Origin of the sequence: Providencia sp. Je.9.19 (assembly GCF_051129765.1) — a bacterium.
GTDB lineage: Bacteria > Pseudomonadota > Gammaproteobacteria > Enterobacterales > Enterobacteriaceae > Providencia.
Genome location: NZ_JBCPSS010000002.1, coordinates 85,661 through 99,514, shown reverse-complemented (window position 1 = coordinate 99,514; position 13,854 = coordinate 85,661). Strand labels below are relative to the sequence as shown.

The 13,854-nt window shown below is 42.5% G+C and carries 14 protein-coding genes; 2 read left to right on the top strand and 12 right to left on the bottom strand.

The features are described from left to right. The first annotated feature begins 6 nt into the window (after positions 1–6). Positions 7–1,500 (top strand): malate dehydrogenase (quinone), encoded by a 1,494-nt coding sequence (gene mqo / locus AAZR93_RS09630; protein ID WP_294104232.1) that lies wholly within the window; start codon positions 7–9, stop codon positions 1,498–1,500. A gap of 50 nt (positions 1,501–1,550) precedes the next feature. On the opposite strand, the gene cysQ is transcribed toward mqo, so the two are convergent. Further along, entirely contained in the window at positions 1,551–2,291 is a 741-nt protein-coding gene (gene cysQ, locus AAZR93_RS09625) for a 3'(2'),5'-bisphosphate nucleotidase CysQ (RefSeq protein ID WP_294104233.1), read from the bottom strand. 154 nt (positions 2,292–2,445) lie between these two features. Beyond that, positions 2,446–3,066 carry an FKBP-type peptidyl-prolyl cis-trans isomerase gene (gene fklB / locus AAZR93_RS09620; protein ID WP_294104236.1) on the bottom strand — a complete coding sequence of 207 codons (621 nt, stop codon included), beginning with the start codon at positions 3,064–3,066 and terminating at the stop codon, positions 2,446–2,448. A gap of 244 nt (positions 3,067–3,310) precedes the next feature. Here fklB and AAZR93_RS09615 point away from each other — a divergent pair, with 244 nt between their 5' ends. Beyond that, on the top strand, positions 3,311–3,928 hold the full coding sequence (locus AAZR93_RS09615) for a LysM-like peptidoglycan-binding domain-containing protein (protein WP_434719694.1): 618 nt from the start codon (positions 3,311–3,313) through the stop codon (positions 3,926–3,928). A gap of 276 nt (positions 3,929–4,204) precedes the next feature. On the opposite strand, the gene rplI is transcribed toward AAZR93_RS09615, so the two are convergent. The 10 genes from rplI to hflK form a co-directional block, all read right to left on the bottom strand. Next, positions 4,205–4,654 carry a 50S ribosomal protein L9 gene (rplI, locus tag AAZR93_RS09610; protein WP_294104240.1) on the bottom strand — a complete coding sequence of 150 codons (450 nt, stop codon included), beginning with the start codon at positions 4,652–4,654 and terminating at the stop codon, positions 4,205–4,207. A gap of 38 nt (positions 4,655–4,692) precedes the next feature. After that, positions 4,693–4,920 (bottom strand): 30S ribosomal protein S18, encoded by a 228-nt coding sequence (rpsR, locus tag AAZR93_RS09605; protein WP_000135199.1) that lies wholly within the window; start codon positions 4,918–4,920, stop codon positions 4,693–4,695. A 4-nt stretch (positions 4,921–4,924) separates the two neighbouring features. Further along, positions 4,925–5,242 (bottom strand): primosomal replication protein N, encoded by a 318-nt coding sequence (gene priB / locus AAZR93_RS09600; RefSeq protein ID WP_294104260.1) that lies wholly within the window; start codon positions 5,240–5,242, stop codon positions 4,925–4,927. Between the two features lie 7 nt (positions 5,243–5,249). Then, positions 5,250–5,645, bottom strand: a complete 396-nt coding sequence (gene rpsF / locus AAZR93_RS09595; RefSeq protein ID WP_294104262.1) for a 30S ribosomal protein S6 — start codon at positions 5,643–5,645, stop codon at positions 5,250–5,252. A 193-nt stretch (positions 5,646–5,838) separates the two neighbouring features. Further along, on the bottom strand, positions 5,839–6,576 hold the full coding sequence (gene rlmB / locus AAZR93_RS09590; RefSeq protein WP_294104264.1) for a 23S rRNA (guanosine(2251)-2'-O)-methyltransferase RlmB: 738 nt from the start codon (positions 6,574–6,576) through the stop codon (positions 5,839–5,841). A gap of 71 nt (positions 6,577–6,647) precedes the next feature. Next, positions 6,648–9,119, bottom strand: a complete 2,472-nt coding sequence (gene rnr / locus AAZR93_RS09585) for a ribonuclease R (RefSeq protein ID WP_336429370.1) — start codon at positions 9,117–9,119, stop codon at positions 6,648–6,650. 40 nt (positions 9,120–9,159) lie between these two features. Further along, a complete protein-coding gene (gene nsrR, locus AAZR93_RS09580) occupies positions 9,160–9,582 on the bottom strand; it encodes a nitric oxide-sensing transcriptional repressor NsrR (protein WP_294104267.1) in 423 nt (140 codons plus the stop codon). A 447-nt stretch (positions 9,583–10,029) separates the two neighbouring features. Beyond that, entirely contained in the window at positions 10,030–11,331 is a 1,302-nt protein-coding gene (locus AAZR93_RS09575; RefSeq protein ID WP_294104268.1) for an adenylosuccinate synthase, read from the bottom strand. Between the two features lie 296 nt (positions 11,332–11,627). Then, positions 11,628–12,632, bottom strand: coding sequence for a protease modulator HflC (gene hflC, locus AAZR93_RS09570; protein WP_294104269.1), 1,005 nt, complete (start codon positions 12,630–12,632; stop codon positions 11,628–11,630). Positions 12,633–12,634: 2 nt separating this feature from the next. Continuing rightward, positions 12,635–13,840 carry an FtsH protease activity modulator HflK gene (gene hflK / locus AAZR93_RS09565; RefSeq protein ID WP_294104271.1) on the bottom strand — a complete coding sequence of 402 codons (1,206 nt, stop codon included), beginning with the start codon at positions 13,838–13,840 and terminating at the stop codon, positions 12,635–12,637. Between the last annotated feature and the right edge of the window lie 14 nt (positions 13,841–13,854).

The window sequence follows — 13,854 nt, the reverse complement described above, 5'->3', positions numbered from 1 at the left end:
TTTTTCATGACAAAACCTATCTCAGAAAATGTTGATATCGCCCTCGTTGGCGCGGGTATTATGAGCGCCACACTCGGCACTTTTCTTAAAGAATTAGAACCTTCATTAAATATCGCCGTATTTGAAAGACTGAATGACTGTGCGCAAGAAAGTTCTCACCCGTGGAATAATGCGGGAACAGGTCACGCGGCTAACTGCGAAATGAATTATACGCCACCGAATCCCGATGGTACTGTTGATATCAGTAAAGCTCTTGAAGTTAATACTGAATTCGATCTATCTCGCCAATTATGGTCATACCTTGTCTCTAAAGGAAAAATCAAAAACCCGCGCGATTTTATACACCCCTGCCCACACATGAGTTTTGTTTGGGGTGAAGATAACGTGAAATTTTTACAACAGCGTTATCGTCAAATGTCAGCGCACCATTGCTACCACAACATGGAATACAGTGACGACCCTAAACAAATAAATGAATGGGCGCCACTTATTATGGAAGGGCGTGATCCAGAAGAAAAAATTGCGGTCACTCGTGTCACCACTGGCGCAGATGTTGACTATGGCGCACTCACCCACTTATTGATGGCTCAACTTAGTGAACAAGAAGGTTTTGCACTGCATTACAAACAAGAAGTCATCGATATAAAGCAAACCGCAGATGGTAGATGGAGAGTTGAAGTCAAAAACTTGCTCACCCATGAAAAATCAGTGACTTCTGCAAAATTTGTGTTTGTTGGAGCCGGTGGTCGCGCCATTGAACTGCTACAAAAATCAGGTATCCCAGAAGGAAAAGGGTACGGAGGCTTCCCAGTTAGCGGGATTTGGCTACGCTGCGATAATGAAGAAATTGCAGCTCGCCATCATGCTAAAGTCTATGGTAAAGCGGATAAAGGCTCACCACCAATGTCTGTCCCACACTTAGATACTCGTATCATTGATGGAAAGCGTTCTCTACTCTTTGGCCCTTATGCTGGATTTTCCAGTAAATTCCTCAAACATGGCTCCTACTTGGATTTATTCGAGTCAGTAAGACCGAATAATATCGAACCGATGTTAGCAGTTGCCAAGGATAACTGGCCGCTAGCCGAATATTTAGTCGGTCAAGTATTACAAACATCAGCACATCAGTTCGCCATGCTCAAACAATTCTACCCAGAAGCACAGCATGAAGATTGGAAAGAAGTTGTCGCAGGTCAGCGTGTGCAAATCATCAAACCTGATCACGATAAGAAAGGTGTTTTAGAGTTTGGTACGGAGCTAATTACCAGTGCAGATAAGTCATTTACTGTATTAATGGGCGCATCGCCAGGTGCCTCTACTGCGGCATTTATTTCACTGAATATATTAAAAGAATGTTTTAAAAATGAATTAGATACCAATGGATGGGAAGCTCGCTTAAAAGAGATTATTCCAACTTATGGAATCGATTTAAAACAGGATGCGAAAGCTTGTTTGGATATCCGAACAGCAACCGCAAAAGTGCTTCAATTAGATAATTAATCTTTGTTAATAGGTTGGGTAGCTACTTACCCAACCTAAAAATCAGTTAATTAAAATAATATCACGCGAAAACCCGGATTTAAAAAAGACTCACGAGGTGTATAATCGAGTGTTTTTCCAGTCCAATCAATGACTTTAGCACCCGCACCAATTGCTACTGCATGTCCTGCGGCCGTATCCCAGATATTGGTTGGCCCAAAACGTGGATAAAGCTGAGCTTTACCCTCTGCGACTAAACAAAACTTAAGTGATGAGCCAATTTCTACCGTCGTATGCTCACCCATTTGAGTCAAATAGTCCATCAACTCACTATCTTGATGAGAACGACTGATCACTATTACGGGTGGTTTGGCATCATAGACATGAATAGGTAGCTTCTTTCCACCTTCTTCTTTCCATGCTTGATCATCTTGCGCATAGTACAGCAGCTCTTTAGCTGGCGCATAAACAACTCCCATCACAGGTACACCATTTTCTATCAAAGCAATGTTTACCGTAAAATCACCATTACGGTTAATAAACTCTTTTGTTCCATCGAGAGGATCAATCAGCCAATAGCGCTGCCAATTTTGTCTTACTGACCATTCAGGTGGATCTTCTTCAGACAATTGAGGAATATCCGGCGCGATACGTGCTAAACCTGCCTCAATAATTTTATGAGCTGCAATATCCGCATCTGTCACAGGAGAATCATCACTTTTACGCTCAACCTGTAGCGGTTCAGGTGCATTGTAGATTTTCATAATGGCATTGCCGGCATCGATCGCCAATTCACAAATTTGTTTTAGCATTTTATCCACCTCTTTCTCTCATTCTGTCTATCAAGACTAGCAGCCCAACCAATCAAGTGCACGAAATTTAGACTATAAAAAAATCCCTCACCATTGGTTAAAATGATGAAGGATTTTATAAAAATAGCTAAAGTTGAAGATTACTCGCTGAAAATTACAGGATTTCCAACAGCTCTACTTCAAAAACAAGCGTACTAAATGGTGGAATTGATGCACCAGCACCACGCTCACCGTAAGCAAGCTCATGAGGGATATACAGCTCCCATTTAGAACCCACTGGCATCAGTGTCAATGCTTCAATCCAACCAGGGATAACACCACTGACAGGGAACTCAGCAGGTTCTCCACGTTGAACAGAGCTATCAAATACAGTGCCATTCACTAAACGACCCGTATAATGAACACGAACGCGATCAGTACGTGCAGGAATTGCACCGTCACCTTGGTTAATCACAGAAAATTGTAAACCAGATTCAGTGGTTGATACACCTTCACGCTTTTGGTTTTCATCAAGGAATTGTTGACCTTCTGTTGCCATCGCTTCTTGACGAGAAACACGAATTGCATCAGCACGTTCGTGGATTTCACGCAATGCATTATGCAATACGTCAACTGGAACTGATGGCATATTGCCTTCTAAAGCATCCGTTAAACCTGCCAAAATCGCATTTGGGACTAAACCTTCAAGTCCTGATTCCAATAATTGCTGCCCAACTTGTAGACCAATACCGTAGCTCGCTTGAGCTTCTACTGAATCAAAATTTTGGTTTGCCATGAAAATACCTGTATGTTTTTGAGAAAAAACCAAGAATAACAGCCCCTAACCTATGGGTAAACCTAAACTATAGCTATAAAGAATAAAACTCTCTATTTATGTCAGAATTTTGTATCACGGACTCAGTGTTCTCTGAAAAATAGTGTTAGGTTATTAAATTGCTAAAAAAGGGTGCTAGTATGCGTATAAATACTCTATATTTTGCTGATTAGCAGGCTATTTCCTCAATAATAAGGGAGGAGTGATGTTTAAACTTTCAACATTCCATCGCTATGGTATTGCGATTTTGGCGCTGATTATTATCGTTGCCCTATTTTGGCCCGCGGATGATAAATCAATCGTTCAAAATCAACCTATTGTGATCCCACCGCCGACAACACCTGAAGTTGTCCCCGAGCCAATTCCTGAACCAGTAGCGACGCCACAAACTCAAGAGCCAGAGTCGCCAACAGGTAACCAAGGTGTGTTGCCCCTTGAACCAGAAGTGATACCTGACCCCATAGAGCCGCCTGTAACAGAGCAGCCTACGGTAACACAACAGCCATCAACAACACAGCCAACTAGGCCAACAGAGCCTCAATCGACTCGACCAACGACAAATGAATGGCAAAATTATCGAGTACAAAAAGGCAAAACGCTTGCCCAACTGTTTCGTGATAACCGTTTACAAGCGAATGATGCTTTTGTCATGGCACGGGTTGAAGGCGCTGAAAAACCCTTAAGTAATTTACAACAAGGTCAAAAGATCCGATTGAAGGCTAATGCAAAAGGTGAGGTTCAATTATTAGAAATCACCACACCGGATGGAAAAACGTATAGTTTTGCCAGACTCAGTGATGGTAGCTACTACCGGACACCATAGTCGTCTTTGCAGGTGGCGATAACTGATACTCCATTGTCAGTTGTAAGCCATCTGCTACCTAATAGATATTAACGACCTACGCGGTTAATACATCGTTTATTGATTATATTTCATGCTGAATGAGTCATGATATCGACGAATAAAATTATCAGTAGATAAGAAGTAAGGTAGAAATAGAATTGAGGAAGGTGTGAATTTAAATGCAAAAAACACCGGACAGGCCGGTGTTTTTCATAGCACTACTGATCACTCAATAGTACCTACCATCGTAACTAATTACTCAGAAACGATGATAACGTTAAGCTCAGCGAAAACATCACTGTGTAACTGGAAGTGAACTACGTGGTCACCAGTTGTACGCAGAACGCCATTTGGCAGGCGAACTTCGCTTTTCGCGATAGCAACGCCAGCTGCAGTAACTGCATCAGCGATATCACGAGTACCGATTGAACCAAATAATTTACCTTCGTCACCAGCTTTAGAAGCTAGAGTAACAGAACCCAGCGCAGTAACTGCTGCTGCACGAGCCTGTGCTGCTGCGAGAACGTCAGCTAATTTAGCTTCCAATTCAGCGCGGCGAGCTTCGAAGAATTCGATGTTTTTCTTAGTCGCAGGAACAGCTTTACCCTGTGGTACTAAGAAGTTACGAGCATAGCCCGATTTAACGTTAACCTGATCACCCAGGCTACCTAGGTTAGCTACTTTATCAAGCAGAATAACTTGCATTACCTTATCCTCTTAAAGTCGTTAATGGACAGTACCAATTACTGATGACGATCAGTGTATGGTAACAGAGACAGGTAGCGAGCGCGCTTGATAGCACGAGCGAGCTGACGCTGATATTTTGCACGAGTACCGGTGATACGGCTTGGTACAATTTTACCACTTTCAGTGATGTAGTTTTTCAGCGTTGCGATATCTTTATAGTCTATCTCTTGAACGCCTTCCGCTGTGAAACGGCAGAACTTGCGACGACGGAAATAACGTGCCATATGGCTAGTCTCCAGAATCTATCAATTCAATCTGCTCGGCATGGAGAACTAATTTACTGATTCCATTACGACCCTGATGGGTACTAATGAAACCGGTAACGGTAATCCAACTGCCGACCGTTATACTCTGAGTATGGGATTGCAAGGCTTGTCCACTGACAATTATGGGCATTCTGCACCATGCTTGCCTAGACATTCCGGCTTCCAGTTGTTGTGAACGATGTTCTAAAACAAACTGGCAGTGAGGAATGCCCGATGGACTCACTTTTCGAATCAATGCTTTACAGACTGTGCCTGTTAGCACCAAACGATTAGTGGTCACCTGTCAATTACTCTTCAGAATCCCCAGCTTCTTCAGTTTCTTCATCCTGATAATCATCAGATTGGTCACGGCCGCGACGTTCGTCTTTAGCTTTAACCATAGAAGAAGCTTCTGTCACCGCGTGTTTAACGCGCATAACCATGCTGCGGATAACGGCATCGTTGAAGCGGAAGTTAGTTTCCAGCTCATCAATCGCTTCCTGTGGAGCTTCTACGTTCAGAAGAACATAGTGTGCTTTGTGCAGTTTATTGATTGGATAAGCCAGTTGACGGCGGCCCCAGTCTTCCAGACGGTGAATTTGACCTTGCGCGTTAGTGATTGTAGCACTGTAACGCTCGATCATGCCCGGAACCTGTTCGCTTTGGTCAGGATGGACCATAAAAACGATTTCGTAATGACGCATGAGTAGTTGCTCCTTACGGATTATTAGCCTCCTGTCAGGGTTAACCGCGGCCCGCGGAGGCAAGGAACTTATTGAGTGCGGCTAAAAAATTGACGCGTAACTATACCCATCCCTGAAGAAAAACTCAAGGGATGGAAGCTAAATTAAACTAATATTTTAATATTCGCTTATTTAGCTAAGTTATATTGATAACTTATTTTGCCAAACGCTGACGAACAGCTTCAAACAAACACACACCTGTTGCAACAGAGACGTTCAGTGATGAGACTGAACCTGCCATTGGAATGCTAATAAGCTCATCGCAGTGCTCACGAGTCAGGCGGCGCATACCTTCACCTTCTGCACCCATTACAAGCGCAAGAGGGCCATCCAGTTTGCTCTGATATAGATTATGATCAGCTTCACCCGCTGTACCGACAATCCAAACATTATATTCTTGCAGCAAACGTAATGTCCTCGCCAGATTTGTGACACGAATAAGTGGAACGTTTTCAGCTGCACCACTTGCCACTTTTTTAGCTGTCGCATTCAATTGAGCTGACTTATCTTTCGGAACGATAACAGCATGAACGCCCGCAGCATCGGCACTACGTAAGCAAGCACCAAGATTATGTGGATCAGTCACGCCATCAAGGATCAGTAAAAAAGGAGACTCGATTTTTTCGAGTAAATCGGGTAAATCCCCCTCTTGATACTGTTTACCCGGCAGGACATTGGCAATAATACCTTGATGTACTCCACCTTCAGTCTGAGAATCCATCCACTGTTTATTTGCCACTTGCACAACAATACCTAGCGCTTCAACTTCACGAGCCACAGATAGCAAACGACGATCTTCACGACCTTTTAAAATAAACACTTCTTTAATGCGCTGAGGAGAACTCTCAAGCAAGGCTTTCACTGCGTGAACGCCATAAATAATTTCGCTCATAAATATCTTTTGTGTTGAGGGAGTTAAAGGTGGCCTCGGCCACCTTACTTAATGAACAAACCGGTCAAAACTCAATTATCCGCTTTTTTGGAGGATTTTTTCGCGACACGTTTTGCTTGTAATTTTGCACTAATTTTTTTGGTTTTATCCGACGGTTTTTTACTTTTAGCCTGATCTTTCACTTCAGATTTTTGGTCACTACCTTTACCTTTTTTCTCTGAACGACGAAAAGCAGCGTCTGGCTCGAAGTTTTTCTCTTTACTTGCCGCCCCTTTTCTACGAGGAGGACGCGTCGCACCTTTCACTTCTTTTTTAGCTCTATCTCGACCCGTTTTACCCGGATTTTTTGCTTTACGCGTTGTCGAAATTAATGCGAAATCAATTGTGCGTTCTTCCATATGAACAGCTTCGACACGGATCTCAACTTCATCACCTAATCGATAAGTTGTGCTCGATGATTCACCAATCAAGCGCTGCCCAACAGCATCATAGCGATAATAATCGTTATCAAGCGTTGAAATATGCACCAGCCCATCGATAAATAGGTCGTTTAAACGGACAAAGAAACCAAAGCCTGTCACACTCGTGATAAGCCCAGTGAATACCTCACCAACATGATCTTGCATAAAATCACATTTCAGCCAATCAGCTACATCACGAGTGGCTTCATCGGCACGACGTTCAGTCAGTGAACAATGTTCACCCAACTGCAACATGCTTTCCATGTCATAGTGCCAACCGCCAGTTTCCGTCCAATGTTTACCTGAGTTGCCATGCTCTTTTTCTAACAGGTATTTAATACCACGATGCAATGATAAGTCAGGATAACGACGAATTGGTGATGTAAAATGACCATATGATTTCAGTGCTAGTCCAAAGTGACCGCGATTTTCTGGATCATAAATAGCCTGTTTCATAGAGCGCAAAATCATCGTTTGCAATAATTCGTGATCAGGACGTTCTGCAACATCTTTCATCACCTGCGCATAATCTTTCGGCTCAGGTTTCATTCCACCCGGTAAAGTCAGTCCTAATTCACTAAAGACGGAGCGCAAGTTCATCACGCTTTCTTCTTTTGGACGATCATGCACGCGGTATAGCGCCGGTTCTTCGTTTTTCTCAACATATCGTGCAGCAGCAATATTCGCTAAAATCATGCACTCTTCAATCAATTTGTGCGCATCGTTTCTTTCAACAGGCTCAATACGTTCAATACGGCGCTCTGCATTAAAGATAAACTTAGCTTCTTCTGATTCAAAAGAAATTGCCCCGCGTTCAATACGCGCACTATCTAATGTTTTATACAATTGATGCAAATGCTCAATATGTGGCACTAATGCTTTATAGTGCTCACGTAACTCTTCATCGCCCTGTAAGATTTTCCACACTTTAGTGTAAGTCAATCGAGCATGAGAGCTCATCACCGCTTCATAAAATTTATACGATGACAAACGACCCGACTCTGAAACGGTCATTTCACAAACCATACAGAGACGATCAACCCCTGGGTTCAATGAACATAGGCCATTTGACAATACTTCCGGCAACATAGGTACAACTTGTGACGGAAAATAAACCGAGTTACCACGACTACGCGCTTCCGTATCTAATGCAGTTTGCGGACGCACATAATAACTCACATCCGCGATAGCAACCCATAAACGCCAGCCGCCACCTTTTTTCGGTTCACAATAAACCGCATCATCAAAGTCACGCGCGTCTTCGCCATCAATAGTTACTAATGGCAATTTACGTAAATCAACTCGACCTTTTTTAGCAGATTCAGGTACATTTTCATTCAAATCAGCAACTTGTTTTTCTACCTGTGCTGGCCATGAATGTGGAATTTCGTGGGTGCGTAATGCGATTTCAACCGCAATACCCGTTCCCATGGCTTCACCCAGAATTTCAATGATGTTGCCGACCGCTTGAGAGCGACGTTGTGGCCTTGTGACTAACTCGACAACAACAACATTACCCATTCTTGCGCCACAATTTTGCTCTTTAGGGATCAAAATATCAAAGCTAAGACGGCTGTCATCAGGGACAACAAAGCCCATACCGGCTTCGATAAAATAGCGACCAACAATTTGATTATTTCTTGGTTCAAGCACTCGAACTACACGGACTTCGGTACGACCTTTACGGTCTTGTCCATGAGGTTGAGCCAAAATAACATCGCCGTGCAACGCACGTTTCATCTCTTCTTGAGATAAATAGTAATCTTCTTTTTTACCTTCTACGCGTAAAAAGCCATATCCGTCTCGGTGGCCAATAACTTTACCTTTCAGTAAATCTAAGCGTTCAGGTAATGCATAGCATTTACGACGTGTAAAAACTAATTGTCCATCGCGTTCCATCGCTCTTAAACGACGACGTAAAGCTTCTAACTCATCTTCAGTCGATAAGTTTAATATTTCAGCGATTTCTTCGCGACTAGCTGGTGTACTACGTTTAGAGAGAAGATCGAGAATAAATTCTCGGCTAGGAATCGGGGATTCATATTTTTCTGCTTCTCTTTCCTGGAAAGGATCTTGTGACATCGTTACCTCCGTGTCATCAGAATTCATAACTACTGCGATATTAATCAAGCAGTAATTGATAGAGCGGACTGTTATCTTTCACCATATCCGCCAGCGTATATTGATCAAGTTCTTGTAAAAACTGTTGTATTGCCTGCTGAAGTACGCTTTTTAAACGACACGCAGGCGTAATATGACAAAACTCGCCACTACAATTAACAAGGGTTAGGGGTTCAAGTGCTCTGACGACATCCCCTATACGAATTGATTCTGCTGGCTGGCCAAGAGTGATGCCGCCATTTTTGCCACGAGTGGCTTTAATATAACCGAGATGACTGAGTTGATTAATAATTTTAACCATATGGTTACGAGAGACACCATATACATCAGTGACTTGTGTAATGCTAGTCATTTTTCCTTCAGGGAGCGATGCAAGATAAATAAGCGCTCGTAACCCATAATCTGTAAAACTAGTAAGCTGCACAATCACCTCAAAATTTTTGGCTGTTTACTTTCAGGTCGCCGATTTATCGACTCTCATCAAAATAATTTATTTAAAAGCGCAAACAACCTATTTAAAATATCCAACTCTCAACGATATCTTAAAGTTAGATATAACCTGAGCTCGATATTACAAGGTTGACATCAAAAAGATGTCAACAATAACAATACTACACAACCGCATAAGCATACATAACATATTATAAGCTAAATCATTCAAGTTGCTGTGACTTGAAGTATAACGGTATTGACAGTTTAGCTTATTACCAAGGGCAAATATGTATCCAATTACACAGAACATTCACTTTTATTCGTCATTATGTTGAATTTCTGATGTTTTATCAAAGGGGATTTATAACGGAGGAAGGGAAATTAAGATGATGACAATGAAATAAAAAAACAGCGCCCATTAAGAGCGCTGTCAGTTTTATTACTCAACATCAAACGGGTCACGCAGGATCATCGTTTCAGAACGATCTGGACCTGTTGAGATAATATCAACTGGAATACCGGTTAAATCTTCAACACGCTTAATGAAGTTAAGAGCAGCTTGTGGTAACAGAGCTCTTTCTTTCACGCCAAACGTAGTTTCATTCCAACCTGGCATTGATTCGTAAACTGGCTCCAAACCAACCCACTCATCAGCTGCTAATGGCGTAGTTTCTAACACTTTGCCATCTGGACGACGGTAACCCACACAGATTTTAACTTCGTCTAAACCATCTAAAACATCAAGTTTAGTCATGCAGAAGCCTGATAGTGAGTTAATTTGTACCGCGCGATTAATTGCAACGATATCTAACCAACCAGTACGACGCTTACGGCCTGTTGTAGCACCAAACTCTTGACCTTTTTCACGTAGGAATTCACCTATCTCATCGAAAAGCTCAGTTGGGAATGGACCAGCACCAACACGAGTAGAGTAAGCTTTAATAATACCTAATACATAGTTTACATAACGTGGGCCTAAGCCTGAACCTGTTGCAACGCCACCCGCGGTAGTGTTTGAAGAGGTCACATATGGATATGTACCGTGGTCAATATCCAGTAAAGTGCCTTGTGCACCTTCGAACATGACAAATTCATTTTTCAGATGTGCTTTATACAGCAGATCAGAAACATCAACGACCATACCAGTTAGAATATCGGCAACTGCCATAATATCGTCGAGTGTTTTTTGATAATCAACCGCTGGCTCTTTGTAGTAATTAACCAGTTGGAAATTATGATATTCAACAATTTCTTTCAGTTTTTCAGCAAATGTTGCTTTATCGAATAAATCACCAACGCGCAGACCGCGACGAGCAACTTTATCTTCATAAGCAGGACCGATACCACGACCTGTTGTGCCGATAGCTTTAGCGCCACGCGCTTTTTCACGCGCATTATCTAATGCAACATGATAAGGCAGGATCAGTGGGCAGGCTTCAGAAATATGTAAGCGTTCACGAACAGGAACACCGCGGTCTTCCAATTCTTTCATCTCTTTCATCAGTGCATCAGGCGCAAGAACGACACCATTAGCAATAATACTGATGACGTTTTCACGAAGAATACCGGATGGAATTAAGTGGAGAACGGTTTTTTCACCGTTTACAACAAGAGTATGGCCAGCATTATGGCCGCCCTGATAGCGAACTACGTATTTAGCACGCTCTGTCAGCAAGTCAACTATCTTGCCCTTTCCTTCGTCACCCCATTGGGTGCCCAGTACGACAACGTTCTTACCCATTTCGAAATTCACTCGGTTGCTTAAAAATGAATTCTACCATCAAAAATAAACTGTTCCAGTGATAATTTAAGCATTGCAAAAATTTTTTTCTGGAAAGCAAGTAAAATGGTATTTATTTCTGCCGTAAACTCAAAATGCGTATTTACATACTGAGCCGCTAAAATTTTCCCTGAAAAATCTTAGACTTAAAACGACAGGCGAAAAAAAGCCCACCGAAGCGGGCTTTTCTTTAATAGCTTAACAGTTATTTTAGTCCGTTGCACGCAACTTAATCTGTTTACTTTTTAGTACAAAGATTATTCACTCGCCGCACGTAACTTAGTTGGCGCTTTCATAAAGCGGAAGAAGTCTGTGTCCGGACTTAGGACCATAATGTCTTCACCACTTTTGAAGCTTTGCTCATAAGCACGTAGGCTACGAATAAAGGCATAAAACTCTGGATCTTGATTAAATGCATCAGCAAACAGTTTAGTTGCCATTGCATCACCTTCACCTCGGTAAGTCAGCGCAGTACGCTCAGATTTAGCCAGAGTTTCCGTCACGGTCTTATCAGCTACCGCACGAATTTTCGTTGCTTCTTCCTGACCTTGTGAACGATGCTGACGAGCAACTGCTTCACGCTCTGCACGCATACGTGCATAAATTGCTTCAGAAACTTCATTAGGCAGTTCAATACGTTTAATACGTACGTCAACAACTTCAATACCTAATGCAGCCATACTATTCGCGTTAACAACCAGCGGCTTTAAGTTAGTTTCTTGTTCAACACGTGCAGCCGCAGAAGCAATAGCAGCATCTGCATCTTTCGTTGCTTCGTCTGTCGCTGTTCCTTTATTCAGTGCATCACGAACATCTACAGTTAAACGACCACGTGAATCTGTAATAATGTCTTTGACACTCAAACGACCAAACTCAGAACGTAAACGGTCACTAAATTTACGTTTTAACAGTGTCTCTGCTTGGAATGGATTACCGCCGCCCGTCGCCACATAGTAACGACTGAAGTCAGTCACACGCCATTTCAAGTATGAATCCACCATTAAGTCTTTGTTTTCACTTGTTAAATAACGGTCAGCTTGAATTTCTAGTGTCTGAATACGCGCATCTAACATTTTCACAGTTTCAAGGAAAGGTACTTTGAAATGTAAACCCGGCTCATAAATGATCGGTTTGTTTTCAGAATCACGTAGAACCTTACCAAAACGTAACACAATGCCACGATCCGTTTGAGGAACAATAAAAATAGATGCGTATGCGACTGCCAAAATGGCAATAACGATAAAAATAAATGATTTACGCATGATTATTGTCTCCCTACTCTAGCCGCACCGCCACGAATATCGCTGCTTGATTGCGTTGATACCGCACTATTCGATGATGAGCTATTATTGCTTTGGGTTTCCATTCTTGCGGACGAAGCTCCTTTAGCAGCTGAAGCTTTGCTTTCACGCAGTAATTGATCAAGAGGCAGAACTAACATGCTGTTGCTCTTATCATTAGCAATAACTTTACGTGTGTTACTTAAAACACGCTCCATCGTATCGATGTATAGACGCTCACGCGTAATTTCTGGTGCAGCACGATATTCAGGTAGCATTTTAGCAAAGCTTGCCACCTCACCCTCTGCTTTAAAGACCACACTGGCTTTATAAGCTTCGGCTTCTTCAATCATTTTTTGTGCATTACCTTTTGCAAGTGGCAGAACTTCATTTCGGTAAGCATGCGCTTCACGAATTGTTTTTTGTTCTTCTTCTCTTGCTGAAATCACATCATCAAATGCCGCTTTAACATCTTCAGGTGGACGCGCTGCTTGGAAGTTGACGTCAAGCAATGTGATACCCATTTTATATGGTGCAATTGTTGACTCTAATTCTTTTTGCGTCTCGTCACGAATAAATGCACGATTTGCTGTTAGCACTTGTTCCATTTCGGATTGACCGATAACACCACGTACAGCACTGTCTAGCGCTTGACGTAAACTATTATCTGGATTGGTCACGCTAAACAGATATTCCGCAGGATCAGTGACACGATATTGCACGTTCATTTCAACGCGAATAACGTTTTCATCTGATGTTAGCATCATACCGTTTGTAGCTTGTTCACGAACAGTTTCTACGTTAACAGGCTCAACTCTATCAATAAAAGTTGGTTTCCAGTTCAAACCAGGTCCAACAACACCACTATATTCACCAAAACGTAAAACTACGCCACGGTCACTTTCTTTAATGGTATAGAAACCCGATCCTGCCCATACAACGACGATAACAGCAATTGCCAACATACCCAGTCGACCGCTGATACGTAATGGCTGTTTATTTTCGCCATCACCACCGCCGCCGCTACCTTTGTTGCCGCCAAGTTTGCTACCTAGATTACGAAAGAAATCGTCGAGATCAAAAGCCCCACGTTTCCGACCGCCTTTATTCCCGCCAGAGTTGCCGCCTTTATTGCCGCTTCCCCACGGATCGCGGTCTTGTCCGTCATTACCGGGCTGATTCCACGCCATGTTTTAGCTCCATT

Excerpts from the sequence above, each read along its gene's own strand:
- mqo (WP_294104232.1), top strand. The coding sequence starts at position 7 with ATGACAAAACCTATCTCAGAAAATGTTGATATCGCCCTCGTTGGCGCG.
- cysQ (WP_294104233.1), bottom strand. The coding sequence starts at position 2,291 with ATGCTAAAACAAATTTGTGAATTGGCGATCGATGCCGGCAATGCCATT.
- fklB (WP_294104236.1), bottom strand. The coding sequence starts at position 3,066 with ATGGCAAACCAAAATTTTGATTCAGTAGAAGCTCAAGCGAGCTACGGT.
- AAZR93_RS09615 (WP_434719694.1), top strand. The coding sequence starts at position 3,311 with ATGTTTAAACTTTCAACATTCCATCGCTATGGTATTGCGATTTTGGCG.
- rplI (WP_294104240.1), bottom strand. The coding sequence starts at position 4,654 with ATGCAAGTTATTCTGCTTGATAAAGTAGCTAACCTAGGTAGCCTGGGT.
- rpsR (WP_000135199.1), bottom strand. The coding sequence starts at position 4,920 with ATGGCACGTTATTTCCGTCGTCGCAAGTTCTGCCGTTTCACAGCGGAA.
- rpsF (WP_294104262.1), bottom strand. The coding sequence starts at position 5,645 with ATGCGTCATTACGAAATCGTTTTTATGGTCCATCCTGACCAAAGCGAA.
- rlmB (WP_294104264.1), bottom strand. The coding sequence starts at position 6,576 with ATGAGCGAAATTATTTATGGCGTTCACGCAGTGAAAGCCTTGCTTGAG.
- rnr (WP_336429370.1), bottom strand. The coding sequence starts at position 9,119 with ATGTCACAAGATCCTTTCCAGGAAAGAGAAGCAGAAAAATATGAATCC.
- AAZR93_RS09575 (WP_294104268.1), bottom strand. The coding sequence starts at position 11,331 with ATGGGTAAGAACGTTGTCGTACTGGGCACCCAATGGGGTGACGAAGGA.
- hflC (WP_294104269.1), bottom strand. The coding sequence starts at position 12,632 with ATGCGTAAATCATTTATTTTTATCGTTATTGCCATTTTGGCAGTCGCA.
- hflK (WP_294104271.1), bottom strand. The coding sequence starts at position 13,840 with ATGGCGTGGAATCAGCCCGGTAATGACGGACAAGACCGCGATCCGTGG.